The organism is Moraxella cuniculi, from assembly GCF_900637105.1.
GTDB lineage: Bacteria > Pseudomonadota > Gammaproteobacteria > Pseudomonadales > Moraxellaceae > Moraxella > Moraxella cuniculi.
On the sequence record NZ_LR134343.1, the window covers coordinates 976829 to 989379 of the forward strand.

Here is a 12551-nt window from a genome sequence, read left to right on the forward strand (position 1 = left end):
ATTGGCTGGACTTTTTGTAACAAAACTGCTATATTTTAAATTTTATAATAACTATATTTTAATGATAAATTTAACAAAACAACAAAGTGAACAAATGACCGATGTGCCACAACAGACCTTGTCCATTATTTATCAAGATGAATATCTGGTGGTGGTAAATAAACCTGCAGGTATGCTGGTTCATCGCTCATGGCTGGATAAAAACGAGCGTCATGTCGTCATGCAGCAGCTGCGTAATCAGCTGGGCTGTCATGTGTATCCTGTGCATCGTTTAGATAGGCCGACTTCGGGGGCGTTGTTATTTGCCTTGTCCAGTCAGGTTGCAAGGCAGCTGGCTGAATTGTTTGAGCTTCATCAAGTAGAAAAAAGTTATCTGGCGGTGGTGCGTGGCGTGATTGATTCGGGTAGGATTGATTATCCGCTCAAGCCACGATTGGATAAGATTGCTGATAAATTTAGCAACCCTGACAAGCCAGCAGAGGCTGCCATTACCGATTATCAAGTACTGGCAACGACCGAGCAGCCTTTTGTTTCTTGTAAGCGGTTTGCAACTTCTCGTTATAGTTTGGTGGCATTAACACCAATCACAGGACGCAAGCATCAATTGCGGCGACACATGAAGCATATTTTTCACCCCATCGTTGGTGATACCACCTATGGCGACAAGGTGCAAAATCGTGCCATTGCTGCCCATGTAGGAGTGCGTCGTTTGATGTTACACGCTTATCGTTTGGCATTTGTGCACCCTGTTACAGGGCGGCATTTGTCGGTGATTGCACCGCTTGATGATGCGTACCAAAAATTGCTGACAGCATTTGCTTGGCAGGGCGTGCTGGCTGATTGACTTGCCAAAAGCACCAAACTGCCAAGATAAGTGCTTAAAGTGGCTTGACCACCGCCAGAATCACCACGGCAATCAAAATTACAACAGGAATCTCATTAAACATACGCCAATAAGTGTGGCTTTTATAATGAGGGTTATCCACGAGGCGTTTGCGAAATTGACCGCAGAGCAGATGATAGACGGTTAGGCAGATGATTAGGGCAAGTTTAATATGCAGCCAGCCCTGACTAAGATAAACGCTCGGTGCTAGGGCAATCATGCTTAGCCCAAAGCCCCAAGTAGCAATCATGGCAGGGGTCATAATGCCGCGATAGAGCTTGCGTTCCATCAAGGAAAATCTGTCTTGGCTGGGGGTATCTTCGCTCATGGCGTGATAGACAAATAGTCTTGGCAGATAAAAAATTCCAGCAAACCAACAAACCATGCTGATGATATGAAAGGCTTTTAGGTAATCAATCATGCTTATGCTCGTCTTTATCGCTGGCTGAAGGGTAATTGGGCTTGCTATTATAGCACAGTTTTTATCCTTCAGTCAGCAGATGGCACTAGGCGGTCAATGGGCAATGGCTGGGTGGTTGTTCGGATATGGCAACACCGCTCATGGCATCGATGATTGTTGGTTTGGGTGCTGCTTTGGCGGCAACCAGACCCAGTTCAGCCATGAGACGATCGTCATGTGAGGTGGATTGATTGCCTGTGGTGAGCAGCTTATCACCATAAAAAAACGAATTGGCACCCGCCATAAATGCCAAGGCTTGCTCGCCATCGCTTAGGCTTTCGCGACCTGCCGACAGTCGCACATGGCTGGTCGGGCAGCAGATGCGTGTTACTGCGATGGTGCGAATCCATTCAATGACGGACAGTTTACCTTCGGCAAGTACCTTGTCGCCCAGTGGCGTACCTTGAATTGGAACAAGCAAATTCACAGGAATGGACTGTGGCGGTATTGGCATTTGCGTGAGTTCATAAATCCAATCAATACGATCTTCGCGGCTTTCGCCCATGCCAACGATACTGCCCGAGCAGACATTGATGCCTGCATTGCGTACATTGTCAATGGTGTTTAGGCGGTCGTCATAACTGCGAGTACTGGTAACGGTGTCATAGTAGTTACGCGAGGTATCCAGATTGTGATTATAATAATCCAGCCCAGCCTCCGCCAGTGTCTGTGCTTGGTTGGCATTTAACATGCCCAAAGTCATGCAGGTTTCAAGCCCCATTGCCTTAACCTCACTGATAAGCTCAACCAAATAGGGCATATCTTTGGCACTGGGGTGTTTCCATGCTGCCCCCATACAAAATCTTGATGAACCCTGTGCTTTGGCACGACGGGCGGCTGCCAAGACTTTGTTAATCTCTAGGCGTTTTTCGGCAGTAAGTCCAGTTTTGTCGCGATAATGACCCGACTGCGAACAATAGCCACAATCCTCAGGGCAGTTGCCTGTTTTGATGGATAGCAAAGTGCTGATTTGCACTTCGTTTGCGGTGAAGTGCTTGCGATGCACCGTTTGTGCTTGCAGCAACAAATCCATCAGTGGCAAATCAAACAAGCGTGTGATTTCGTCCTTGCTTATTGTGGTCATCATGGTTTTCTCACTTTTGCCAAATTAATTACCAATACCAAAAATTAACTGATTAAATCGCCAAAAGCACGATGCTGATGACTAAGTGAACAATTGTAGCGAAAAATTCATCAAATAGCAAATCACCTTGACAATGCCAACAAGTTATCGCTGTCTATTTGACCGTGCTGCTTTGATGGCTGTGCCAAAGTTTTGGCTATTTTTGCAGTTTTTGCTTTAGGTTGCCAAGCAATTCTTTGGCATTTTGTGCATAGGGCTTGGCGATTGCCACCAGTGGCTTGACTTGGTCAAGATAGGGCTGATATGCTTCTGGGACGCTGGCGGCTTGTTTGCCGATACTGGCGAACCAAAGCAGCAATTTATAATCACCAGTGATGGTTATGTCGCCATCTTGAATGGCAGTCATGAAGGCGGTTATGTCGCCTTTGGTCAGCAGTTGTACGCCAGTCATTGCGTCTTTAAAATCAATTGTCAAATCGGCATTGTGTGCCGTGCCAAGCGACTGACCGAAGTGAGAATTTTCAAAGCGAAAATAGCGTGCCATCTCAGGTGCGACAAACTGAATACAGACATTGCGGTCTTTGATAAGATTATTAAAAGTTTCGTTATCACGGTTTTTTGCAAGGTTTTGTAGGCGTAAGCCAAGCAGTGCCAGCAGTGCATCAAGTGGATTGGTTTTGACATTGATAACGGGTATTGTAAACATAACACTTCCTTAAAAATATCTAAAAATCATCGGCTGCATTTGTCAAGGCGATGACCAAGCACATACAGCACGCCTTCTAGCCCTGTTGTATTGATGGCGGCATCGGCTTTGGCTTGTACGATGGGTTTGGCGTGATAGGCAATGCCAATATCACTGATGTTCATCATCGGCAAGTCATTGGCACCATCGCCAATACAGACGATCTGCTGTGGCGACAATCCCAGACGCTCGGCAACTTGTTGGGTGATGATGGCTTTTTGGGTGCCGTCTAAGATGGTATCGCCAATCGTGCCTGTGAGAGTTTTGCCATCGCTTATCAGTGGATTGGCATAGTACTCATCAATGCCAAGCGTGTTTGCAACATATTTGGCAAATGGTTCAAATCCACCCGAAATTAGCACGGTATGATAGCCCAGTGCTTTTAGGGCATGAATGGTTGCTGCTGCACCACGGCTAAAGCTGATTTGCTTGGCGATAATTTCATCAACAATCTCAATGGGTGTCTCTGCAAGCAGTGCAACACGACGGGCAAAACTGGTGGCAAAATCAATCTCGCCACGCATGGCTTGTTCGGTGATTTCGGCGACTTTTTCTGCCACGCCGCAGAATTTGGCAAGCTCAACGATGACTTCTTGCTCAATCAAAGTCGAATCCATATCAAAGCATGCCAAGCGATGCTCGTTGAGCATTTTTTCTATGGATAAAATATGCACATCGGCATGAATGTGGGCGGACAGATGGCTGCTGATTTGTTCATCAAGGATATGGGCGGCAGCGTCTTTATTGATCGCAAAATTGGTTTTTGGGGCGAGTAAATAGCGGTGAATTGCTACATCGGCAAGTGCTTCATCACTGCTGATTTTATGCGTACTGGCTGTGGTGGTATCATCTATGAGTGAATGCAGTTGCCAATTGGGCTGTGATTGCACCCAGTTTTGTATAAGGGTGTCAATGTTTGATTCTGTCGCTGGGCTGACAATGATGATGGCAAAAATAGGCAACGCAGCAAGCGTGGCATAAGCGTCATCGGTGCCGAAGTCCGCCCCTGTTGGCACGCTGGGCAGTTTGTCGCTTAAGCTATTTAGGGTATGTTGCCATGCTTTGCTATTTTTTGGCAGCTGATAGGTATAAGACATATCCAAATTATCCTTGTTGTCAGAATTACCATATTAGCAGGTAATGAGTGATTTTAAAAGAGCAAACGCAGGATTTGTGCCATTTTCTGATAAGCATTTTGGGCAAAAGTGCCAAACTTGCCATCGCCACCCATGGGCTTATTGGTTGATTGTGGGAGTCTATTAAGTGGATTTTTGACAACAAACCACAAAAGTGTTAAGAAAATTCACCAAAGCTGATAACTATATTGTCATTTGATGATATAATGGGACAATTTAACCGTTTGAATTATAATTTGGCAATTATCATGACTTATCTAGCACCCAGACAGGGTATTTTTGCGGCGATTGTTTTGGCAAGTTTGACACTGCATTTATTGTTTTTTGTCATCAGTGCCGAGCGTGGCATTAATGCTCAAAATCAGCAAGTAGTAAACCATAGTGTTGCTGCTTTAAGCCAAGAATTGGTCGCACCGTTGGCAGCCTATGACAGGGTTAGCATGAGCGTAATTGCCGAGCCGTATACCAATGAGCAAGCGGTGGGTTATATTGGCATCTATGATAGCCAAGGTCGTATATTGGTGCCTCTAGGAGAGGCAAGCGATGGCTATCGCACCGAGCAAATCATCGCTACAGGCGATCAGGTGCTGGGCAAGGTTGCGGTGCAAGCCAAACCAATCAGCCGTGCACAAATTTTGTCGGATAATTGGGTGTTTTTGCTCAGCGTTATTGGCTTACACATCATCTTGTGGTTGGTGTATGGCTATGTTGCACGACCAACTGCCGAATTAAAGCGTCAAATTGCCCAGCGTGTACGAACGGATTTATTAAACAAAGGCTTGTTAAGCGAGCAGCAACCTGCCAAGGTTGAAGCTGCTGAGCCAGAGCAGTCGCCATCACAAGCAAGCGATGACGAACAGGACGATGAGCTGCAAATTGATGATTCAAGCGATGAAGCCACGCTGTCGGCTGCCTATACGGTGCAGTTAAGCTATGATGATCCACGACATTTATTGGCGACTGTGAGTATTGATACCAAAGCGGCTTATTTGGCTCTGTGCGATCAGTTGTTTGACAAAGCGTGTCAGGCGTTGCTTGAGTTGCCTTTGTTTGCAGGCGTGGAGACCGCCAACAAAAAAACCTTTGACGACTCAGGCGTATCAATCACACTGCATGCCAAAGAGCCAACCGCCAAGACAGCGACAGCGGCGGCACTTTTGTCCAAATTGCTGGTGATGGTCAATGAAGTGGTGTACCAAAAGCACCGTGAAATCAGACGCTTTGCCTTGCCTGTCAAGGCGGTCTGTAGCGATGCTGATTCGGCCGAGATTGCCAAATTAATCTCTTTAAACCGCAAAGAGCAGCTGTTGATTATTTTGCCAGAAGCAGGGCGAAATCAGGTCTCAACCTACATGAGCCTATCTGCACTCAAGCAGCCAAGAAGCACCCACGAAAGAGATGCTCGCGAGATTGTCAGCGTAACCAATGCCACCACCGAGCGTCTAAAAATTGCTTGTGATAAAGTCTTGCTTTTTGAAGATAATGCTTGACAAAATGGCTATTTTGTTTTATAAGGCTATCAATCCATACGGCAAACTGTGCCATAGCGTACAATCTGACTAAGGAGTCATTATGAGTAATATTGATGATGATTTTGATGATGATAATTTTGAAGAAGATGCCGATGCACAACTGGCAGACGAATCCAAGGCAAAACCGCTCGAAAAACGCCTAAAAATCGATGCTTTATTAGAAGAGCAGCGACTGAACAAACTTAAGCGTGCCTTAGAAGATGGTGATGATTTTGCAGAATTTGATGATTTGGACGATTTGGATTTAGATGACGATTTTTAATCGTTAAATCATGGTTTGATTTGCCAGCTGATTTGACTTTTGGGGCAAAGTTGCCCATCGTGGTCAATCTTGACTATTTATACAACTGGATATTTCATGAACAAACAACAATTATTTGATTACCTAGAATCACCTGCCAATGAGATAGGGCTTGACCCAATCGCTGCTCATGGTTTTTTGACGGCAACGGTAGTGGGCAAGCCTTTACCAAATTGGCTGTCGGCATTTTTTGAGGGTGGCGATAGTCGCGTGCCTGATGATGTCAAGGCAGCATTGGTGGCATGGCAACAGGAGCTTGTTGATACCTTAAAGGCCGAACAGCCGATTGAGTTGCCATTTGATGCCAGTGAAGAGGCTGAAGATTTTAGCGAAGATGGTGATTTGGCGGCGTGGGCAATTGGTTTTGTTGATGCCATGTATTCTGATGAAAATGTTGATTGGTTTGACGATCCTGATACCGAAGAAGAGGTGGCGATGCTGACCTTGCCGATGGTTGTTTTGTCAGGTATTGATGAGGAAATGGACGATATGCGTGATGATGAAACGCTTGCCCAAATGGCAAATGCACTCGAGGATAATATCACAGAGTTGTTTTTATTGTTTCATACACAAGAATAATCAATTATTTGATAAAAGCGGGCTTGTCCTGCTTTTATTTTGCCAGTTGTTTGCTTGACGAGCTGGGCTTTAGAAGATGCTGGTTGGTGATGCTATAAGGCTGATACCAACAAAAATTATAGATTGCAAAGGATAACGCAAGACAACCAAAGACAATAAAAAGGGCTTAAAGCTAGAAAATACAAGGGCTATCGCACAATTGTGGACAGCCCTAGATTTTTATATGGTAGGCGTAAACGGACTCGAACCATCGACCCCCACCATGTCAAGGTGGTGCTCTAACCAACTGAGCTATACGCCTGTGTAATTGCGTGCTATTTTAGCAAACTTTTGGCAAAAAGCAAGCGTTTTTTGCATTTTTATGGCGATTTTGTATTTTTTGCCATTTGGTCAAATTGATAGATGTCAATCGGTGTTTTAAACGGGCGATTGGGCAGTTCTTGCACCAGCTTTGGCACAAGGTAGCCAGAGAGTCGCTCAAGCAATTGCCAATAAATCGCTACCGCTTGCTCAATGGGCAGGTCAAAATGTGCTGCACCTGCCACCTTGTCCAAAATATGCAAATAATAAGGCAAAATACCAGCGGCGAATAACGCATGGCTTAGTTGTGCAAGCGTATCGGCATTATCATTAATATTTTTTAATAAGACAGTTTGGTTAAGTAGCGTAATTCCTGCCGCTTTTAGGGCGTGGCATTTATCGCTAAGCGATGTGTCAATTTCGTTGGGGTGGTTGATGTGCAGCACCAATACGATGCTTTTTGATTGGGATTTTAATAACTCAATCAGCTCATTATCAATGCGGTTGGGTAGCGCCACAGGCAGGCGTGTATGTAGGCGAATGGTGTGCAAGTGATTGATTGTGCTAAGTTTATCTAGCCACAGTTTAAGCCGTTTGTTGCTTAAGTTTAAGGGGTCGCCACCGCTTAGTATTACTTCATTAATTTGTGAATTTTTATTTATATATGCCACAATGTCATCAATTTGCTGGGTGTTGGGCTGGTTGCCAGCATAATCAAAGTGCTGGCGAAAGCAGTAGCGGCAATGTATAGCACATGAGCCAGTTGCTGTTATCAGGACGCGGCTGTTGTATTTGTGCAGTATGCCCTTGGTGGGATTGTGATGATTTTCATCAAGGGGGTCGGTGCTATAACCTTGCACAGACAGAGCTTCTTTGGTATCTGGCAGCACTTGCAGTAACAAAGGGTCATTTGGATTGCCTTTTTGCATTTTGTTAATAAAGGCATGTGGCACACGCAAGGGGAATTTTTTGGGCGATGGCTGGGTTTTGGGCGGTGCTGGTAGCTCAAGCAAGGCAAATAATTCATCAATATTATCAACAACGGCTGATAATTCGTCTTGCCAAGTCTGAAAAACTGGCATTTTGTCGCTTGGGTGAATTTTTTTTGTAGAAATCATGGTTTAGGTTTTGACAAAAATCATTAAAACTTTATATAATGGAGTGTTTATGGGCGAAATCGCCAAAACATTATAGCACAGCGGATTTTTGGCTGTGAATTAATTTTGCCGAGCGTGCTTGGCTAACTTGATAACAAACCAAAGAGCAATAGGTAAATTATGGCAAGTTTTTCTACAAATGATTTTAAGGCTGGATTGAAGGTTATGCTTGACGGCAACCCTTGTTCAATCCTTGAAAATGAATATGTTAAGCCGGGCAAAGGTCAGGCGTTTAACCGTGTTAAGCTACGCAATCTACGCACAGGCAAAGTGCTTGAGCAAACCTTCAAATCTGGCGATACGCTAGAAGGTGCCGATGTGATGGATGTTGAGATGAACTATCTGTATAACGATGGTGAGTTTTGGCATTTTATGCACCCAGAAAGTTTTGAGCAGTTGCAAGCTGACAAGACAGCCATGGGCGATGCGGCACAGTGGCTAAAAGAAAACTCAAACGCACTTTGCACCATTACTTTGTTCAATGGAGCACCGCTATCAGTTACGCCACCGAATTTTGTTGAGCTTGAGATTGTTGAAACCGATCCAGGTGTGCGTGGCGATACTTCAGGCGGTGGCGGTAAGCCTGCACGCTTGGAGACAGGGGCGACAGTGCGTGTACCGCTATTTGTTCAACAAAACGAAATCGTCCGTGTCGATACCCGCACTGGCGAATACCAAACGCGTGTTTCTGCTTAATCTTATCTTGCAAAACAGTGCCAATCGGCACTGTTTTTTTGTGCAGGCGTGTTTGTTTTGATGATATGGCTTGGCAAATGATGTCAAATTTACAAATCATCAACCGAATGCAACATAATTTTGCCAAAAGTGCCATGTCAATAGATGACAAAAAATACACCAAATGGTAAACTATGCTGACACATTTTGAAATATTTTGATGAAATCAGCCTTGTGATTTTGTCAGGCATCACCGAGAATAACTATGACAAAGCTTAATCAGCGTACAGTGGCGACAGCGATTGCTGCAACAGGCATTGGGCTACACAGTGGTAAAAAAGTAACGCTGACCTTAAAGCCTGCCCAAGTAGATACTGGCATTGTGTTTGAAAGAACCGATTTGGGCAAGACGATACCTATGGCGGCAAATCTCGTGCAAGATACCATGATGTCGTCCAATCTGGTGCAAGGTGATGCTCGTGTAGGGACGGTTGAGCATTTGCTCTCGGCAGTGGCGGCGTGCGGTATTGACAATCTCATCATTGAAGTAGACGCACCAGAGATTCCCATCATGGACGGCAGTGCTGCACCATTTTTGTATTTGATTGACAAGGCGGGCATTGCTGAGCAAACTGCTCTAAAAAAATTCATTAAAATCATTAAGCCTGTTGAGGTAAGCGATGGCGACAAATGGGCTCGCCTTGAGCCGTATGAGGCAGGATTTTTGATGGATTTTGAGATTGATTTTGCTCATGCGGCGATTGCAGCAACAGAACAAAGCACACGGCTTGATTTTAGCACCGCCAATTTTGCCATTGAAGTGGGGCAGGCTCGTACTTTTGGTTTTTTAAAGGATTTGGAATATCTACAAAAAAATAACCTAGCATTGGGCGGTAGTCTTGATAATGCGGTTGTGCTTGATGATAATTCGGTGGTTAATGCAGATGGATTGCGTTACCCCAATGAATTTGTTCGCCACAAGATGCTTGATGCCGTGGGTGATTTGTATGTCATCGGACATCCGTTGCTTGCCAAATTTTCAGCGTTTAAATCAGGTCATGCGTTAAATAATGCACTGATTCGTGCAGTTTTGGCAGATGAAAGTTGCTATAAAATTGTAACATTTTATGACAAAAATGATTGCCCGATTGACTATGTGGAAGCGGCATAACGCAATTTTTGCTACAGCCAATCCTAGTATCAGTCTATGAATGCCACCCAAAGGCAAATTTAGCTGCAAAAGCACAGACATATTTCAGATTTTGCATAATCATCATATCAAAAATGAAAAAACCCACAGTGAATTTGACTGACTGGTTTTTTTTATTGCCATAAAATACAAAATAGTAAATAAAATCAACAGTTTATTTGATAAAAGTAGCCAGATGGTTAATTAATGATTAAAAAATCATCAACTGTAAACATATTGTAATAAAATACCAAGTTCTTTGCTTGGTTACAAAACTTTACAAAAAGCTTGGCTGGGTGGTGATGGTTTATTTGTTATTTATTTTAATTATAAATTTATTTTTATTAATAAATAACAATCATGGCTGGTTCAGTCTTCGCTGGCAAGTTTTTGCAAAGCCTCAATCAAATGCGGATTTTTGCTGATTAATTTGATATTTTGTGTTATCATTTGCCTTGTGTTTTCGCTTAGGGTCTTTTTAGCCACTGGGCGAGCATCTGATGGCAGTAAATTGGGCGAAGTAATGAACTTGATTGACTGCAAATGACAAAAACGCTGATCATAAGCACGCAAAGCTTGAACACAATCCTCCATGATATAGCGTGCATGATTGGCAGCGGTCGGCGAATCTAGCGATAGAGTAAGCTCGGTCGGCGAAACATAGATGGCATAGCAGCTTTTAAGCGTCTTTTCGTCAAAAATGGGCGTAAGAGCATTGCGAAGTAGTTGCGTATGATATTGCAAATAGCGATATTTTGACATCAGTGGTTTTGACAGCATGGCACCTGCTGCCGCTTGTTTTTCAAGCGGTGTGGCAAGATGATTGGTTATGCGAGTTTTTGCCAACAAATCATTAATCCGTGTGGTTTTTGTGGAATCAGACATGGCTCACCTAGAGAATAATTGACCTTGGACATGGTGTCCGCAGAGCAAGTGTATCACACCTTTTGAGAAAAACAACCATCATGCAAGCGTTGGGCTGTTTTTTTAGTACACCAAGGAAGTGTATTGTGTGGCACTGGCTTTAATCAAAACCAACCAACGGCACAACCGTAGCGGTTTGACAAGCTGACAGATGTTTTGTCGGTAAATCTCTTTCGGCTGTGTAAGGAAAATCAATGAAACAAGTACTTTGGCTACTATCAGCCGTGGGATTAACTTTTGTGCAATCAAGCACAGCACAAAACAACTATGTCAATAACACCGCTCAAGCCAGTTATGCTGCCAGCGTGCCAGACAATATTGACAGTGTGATTAATAGTCTGATTATCAGCAGTCAAAACGCACAAGCACAGACTTATCGTCAGGGTGCAACTGCTGAATTTAGCAGCAACTTTCAAGCACCAAAAACCAGCGAACGCCTTACTGCCAACAGTGCCCCAAGCATTGCAGCAGCAGCGGCGTCTCGTGCCGCACTAAAAAGCAGCATCGGTCGCTGTGCGATGTATGTTCGCAAAGCTCTACAGGCTGCTGATTATAAATTCACCCCACAGGTTTCTGCGTATCAGTACGCCAGCAATGGCACATTGGCATCAGCAGGTTTTGTAAAACTTGACAATAATAACTATGTGCCACAGGCGGGTGATGTTGCGGTATTTAACCGTACGGCAAAAAATCCACATGGACATATTCAGATTTATGATGGCAAAGACTGGATTTCTGATTTTCGCCAATCCATCTCAGAGACTCGCCAGCCGAACTTTAGCCCATACGCACAGCATAATGGCTACAGCGTGTGGCGTGATGCACGCTTTGTAGATGCTTCGGCAAATACTGGCACAATGCTTGCCATCAATGGACAATGATTGTATGCCGTACAGAAAGTCAGACTAAGTCTGGCTTTTTTATTTGTATAACTGGTTGTAAGTTTGTATTAATGCCAATACTGGCGTTGATGAAAATCAGGTGTGGTGGCGTGCGTGATGGCATAATACACAGGCGCACGACAATCATCAATCAATGGATATAAGATGGCAGTGATGTTGATATCAAGATTGGCACGCAAAAGTGGCTTGAGTGTATGGCGAATCTGTAGCTTTAGCACATAAGCATCAGGGGTGCTGCTTATTTTTTGTTGTAAATCATGCTCAAAATCCATGATTGGTGGCAGGGTGCTTGGTGTGCGATAGTTCTCAAAGCGATAAATGTTGTAGCGAGAATCAATAGCGGCGTTGATTTCAATATAGCTATCGGCTTGTTTTTCGGCGATAAAGCACTCAAAACAATCCATCTCCCACAAAAAATCAGCACGGCAAGCGGCTTTTGACTGATTGATCATAGGGTCAAAGAGTGCGTGCGTATGGGCGGTTTTTTCAACATAAAAACACAGCTGCAAAGCATCGCCCTGATTGCACAAGCTGGCAGTGATTTTTGCTGGTGTGAAGTGATTGACCGATTGCCGATAAGCATCATCAATCACCGCTTGCAAGACAAAATGTTCGCAATGACCAAGAGCGTCATGCGATATACCGCCATAAGAACTTGCTGCCATTTTAATAGATGTTACTTAT

Annotated in this window: 14 protein-coding genes and 1 tRNA gene; 7 read left to right on the plus strand and 8 right to left on the minus strand. The window is 44.1% G+C overall.

Features of this window, described 5'->3' with window-relative positions:
• Nucleotides 1–61 precede the first annotated feature (61 nt).
• The gene (gene truC / locus EL162_RS04525; protein ID WP_259772341.1) at nucleotides 62–844 is read left to right on the plus strand and encodes a tRNA pseudouridine(65) synthase TruC; all 783 of its coding nucleotides are present in this window, start codon (nucleotides 62–64) and stop codon (nucleotides 842–844) included.
• A 34-nt stretch (nucleotides 845–878) separates the two neighbouring features.
• Here truC and hemJ read toward each other — a convergent pair whose 3' ends face one another.
• The 4 genes from hemJ to serB all read right to left on the minus strand — a co-directional run bounded on the left by hemJ (nucleotide 879) and on the right by serB (nucleotide 4269).
• Nucleotides 879–1304: a protoporphyrinogen oxidase HemJ gene (gene hemJ, locus EL162_RS04530; RefSeq protein WP_126330401.1), complete on the minus strand. Its 426-nt coding sequence runs from the start codon at nucleotides 1302–1304 to the stop codon at nucleotides 879–881.
• Nucleotides 1305–1389: 85 nt separating this feature from the next.
• Entirely contained in the window at nucleotides 1390–2430 is a 1041-nt protein-coding gene (gene bioB / locus EL162_RS04535) for a biotin synthase BioB (protein WP_126330403.1), read from the minus strand.
• Between the two features lie 193 nt (nucleotides 2431–2623).
• Nucleotides 2624–3133 (minus strand): hypothetical protein, encoded by a 510-nt coding sequence (locus EL162_RS04540; RefSeq protein ID WP_076554156.1) that lies wholly within the window; start codon nucleotides 3131–3133, stop codon nucleotides 2624–2626.
• 26 nt (nucleotides 3134–3159) lie between these two features.
• Nucleotides 3160–4269 carry a phosphoserine phosphatase SerB gene (serB, locus tag EL162_RS04545; RefSeq protein WP_126330405.1) on the minus strand — a complete coding sequence of 370 codons (1110 nt, stop codon included), beginning with the start codon at nucleotides 4267–4269 and terminating at the stop codon, nucleotides 3160–3162.
• Nucleotides 4270–4556: 287 nt separating this feature from the next.
• Between serB and EL162_RS04550 the strand changes: the two genes are divergently transcribed.
• From EL162_RS04550 to EL162_RS04560, 3 genes are all read left to right on the plus strand, one after another.
• Complete coding sequence (locus EL162_RS04550) at nucleotides 4557–5798, plus strand: hypothetical protein (protein ID WP_126330407.1); 1242 nt, start codon at nucleotides 4557–4559, stop codon at nucleotides 5796–5798.
• A gap of 82 nt (nucleotides 5799–5880) precedes the next feature.
• On the plus strand, nucleotides 5881–6102 hold the full coding sequence (locus EL162_RS04555) for a PA3496 family putative envelope integrity protein (RefSeq protein WP_076554159.1): 222 nt from the start codon (nucleotides 5881–5883) through the stop codon (nucleotides 6100–6102).
• Between the two features lie 96 nt (nucleotides 6103–6198).
• Complete coding sequence (locus EL162_RS04560; RefSeq protein ID WP_126330409.1) at nucleotides 6199–6720, plus strand: UPF0149 family protein; 522 nt, start codon at nucleotides 6199–6201, stop codon at nucleotides 6718–6720.
• A 224-nt stretch (nucleotides 6721–6944) separates the two neighbouring features.
• Here the strand turns inward: EL162_RS04560 and EL162_RS04565 are convergent.
• Nucleotides 6945–7021: transfer RNA gene (locus EL162_RS04565), tRNA-Val, on the minus strand.
• Between the two features lie 58 nt (nucleotides 7022–7079).
• Nucleotides 7080–8138: an EF-P beta-lysylation protein EpmB gene (gene epmB / locus EL162_RS04570; RefSeq protein ID WP_126330411.1), complete on the minus strand. Its 1059-nt coding sequence runs from the start codon at nucleotides 8136–8138 to the stop codon at nucleotides 7080–7082.
• 159 nt (nucleotides 8139–8297) lie between these two features.
• Between epmB and efp the strand changes: the two genes are divergently transcribed.
• Together efp and lpxC are read left to right on the plus strand one after the other, a co-directional pair.
• Nucleotides 8298–8873 (plus strand): elongation factor P, encoded by a 576-nt coding sequence (gene efp / locus EL162_RS04575; protein ID WP_076554164.1) that lies wholly within the window; start codon nucleotides 8298–8300, stop codon nucleotides 8871–8873.
• 244 nt (nucleotides 8874–9117) lie between these two features.
• A complete protein-coding gene (gene lpxC / locus EL162_RS04580) occupies nucleotides 9118–10023 on the plus strand; it encodes a UDP-3-O-acyl-N-acetylglucosamine deacetylase (RefSeq protein WP_076554166.1) in 906 nt (301 codons plus the stop codon).
• A 387-nt stretch (nucleotides 10024–10410) separates the two neighbouring features.
• On the opposite strand, the gene EL162_RS04585 is transcribed toward lpxC, so the two are convergent.
• Nucleotides 10411–10926: a hypothetical protein gene (locus tag EL162_RS04585; protein ID WP_126330413.1), complete on the minus strand. Its 516-nt coding sequence runs from the start codon at nucleotides 10924–10926 to the stop codon at nucleotides 10411–10413.
• A 233-nt stretch (nucleotides 10927–11159) separates the two neighbouring features.
• Between EL162_RS04585 and EL162_RS04590 the strand changes: the two genes are divergently transcribed.
• A complete protein-coding gene (locus EL162_RS04590; RefSeq protein ID WP_076554170.1) occupies nucleotides 11160–11846 on the plus strand; it encodes a CHAP domain-containing protein in 687 nt (228 codons plus the stop codon).
• A gap of 68 nt (nucleotides 11847–11914) precedes the next feature.
• Here the strand turns inward: EL162_RS04590 and EL162_RS04595 are convergent, their stop codons facing one another.
• Nucleotides 11915–12532 (minus strand): DOMON domain-containing protein, encoded by a 618-nt coding sequence (locus EL162_RS04595; RefSeq protein ID WP_126330415.1) that lies wholly within the window; start codon nucleotides 12530–12532, stop codon nucleotides 11915–11917.
• Between the last annotated feature and the right edge of the window lie 19 nt (nucleotides 12533–12551).

Excerpts from the sequence above, each read along its gene's own strand:
- truC (WP_259772341.1), top strand. The coding sequence starts at position 62 with ATGATAAATTTAACAAAACAACAAAGTGAACAAATGACCGATGTGCCA.
- hemJ (WP_126330401.1), bottom strand. The coding sequence starts at position 1,304 with ATGATTGATTACCTAAAAGCCTTTCATATCATCAGCATGGTTTGTTGG.
- bioB (WP_126330403.1), bottom strand. The coding sequence starts at position 2,430 with ATGATGACCACAATAAGCAAGGACGAAATCACACGCTTGTTTGATTTG.
- EL162_RS04540 (WP_076554156.1), bottom strand. The coding sequence starts at position 3,133 with ATGTTTACAATACCCGTTATCAATGTCAAAACCAATCCACTTGATGCA.
- serB (WP_126330405.1), bottom strand. The coding sequence starts at position 4,269 with ATGTCTTATACCTATCAGCTGCCAAAAAATAGCAAAGCATGGCAACAT.
- EL162_RS04550 (WP_126330407.1), top strand. The coding sequence starts at position 4,557 with ATGACTTATCTAGCACCCAGACAGGGTATTTTTGCGGCGATTGTTTTG.
- EL162_RS04555 (WP_076554159.1), top strand. The coding sequence starts at position 5,881 with ATGAGTAATATTGATGATGATTTTGATGATGATAATTTTGAAGAAGAT.
- EL162_RS04560 (WP_126330409.1), top strand. The coding sequence starts at position 6,199 with ATGAACAAACAACAATTATTTGATTACCTAGAATCACCTGCCAATGAG.
- epmB (WP_126330411.1), bottom strand. The coding sequence starts at position 8,138 with ATGATTTCTACAAAAAAAATTCACCCAAGCGACAAAATGCCAGTTTTT.
- efp (WP_076554164.1), top strand. The coding sequence starts at position 8,298 with ATGGCAAGTTTTTCTACAAATGATTTTAAGGCTGGATTGAAGGTTATG.
- lpxC (WP_076554166.1), top strand. The coding sequence starts at position 9,118 with ATGACAAAGCTTAATCAGCGTACAGTGGCGACAGCGATTGCTGCAACA.
- EL162_RS04585 (WP_126330413.1), bottom strand. The coding sequence starts at position 10,926 with ATGTCTGATTCCACAAAAACCACACGGATTAATGATTTGTTGGCAAAA.
- EL162_RS04590 (WP_076554170.1), top strand. The coding sequence starts at position 11,160 with ATGAAACAAGTACTTTGGCTACTATCAGCCGTGGGATTAACTTTTGTG.
- EL162_RS04595 (WP_126330415.1), bottom strand. The coding sequence starts at position 12,532 with ATGGCAGCAAGTTCTTATGGCGGTATATCGCATGACGCTCTTGGTCAT.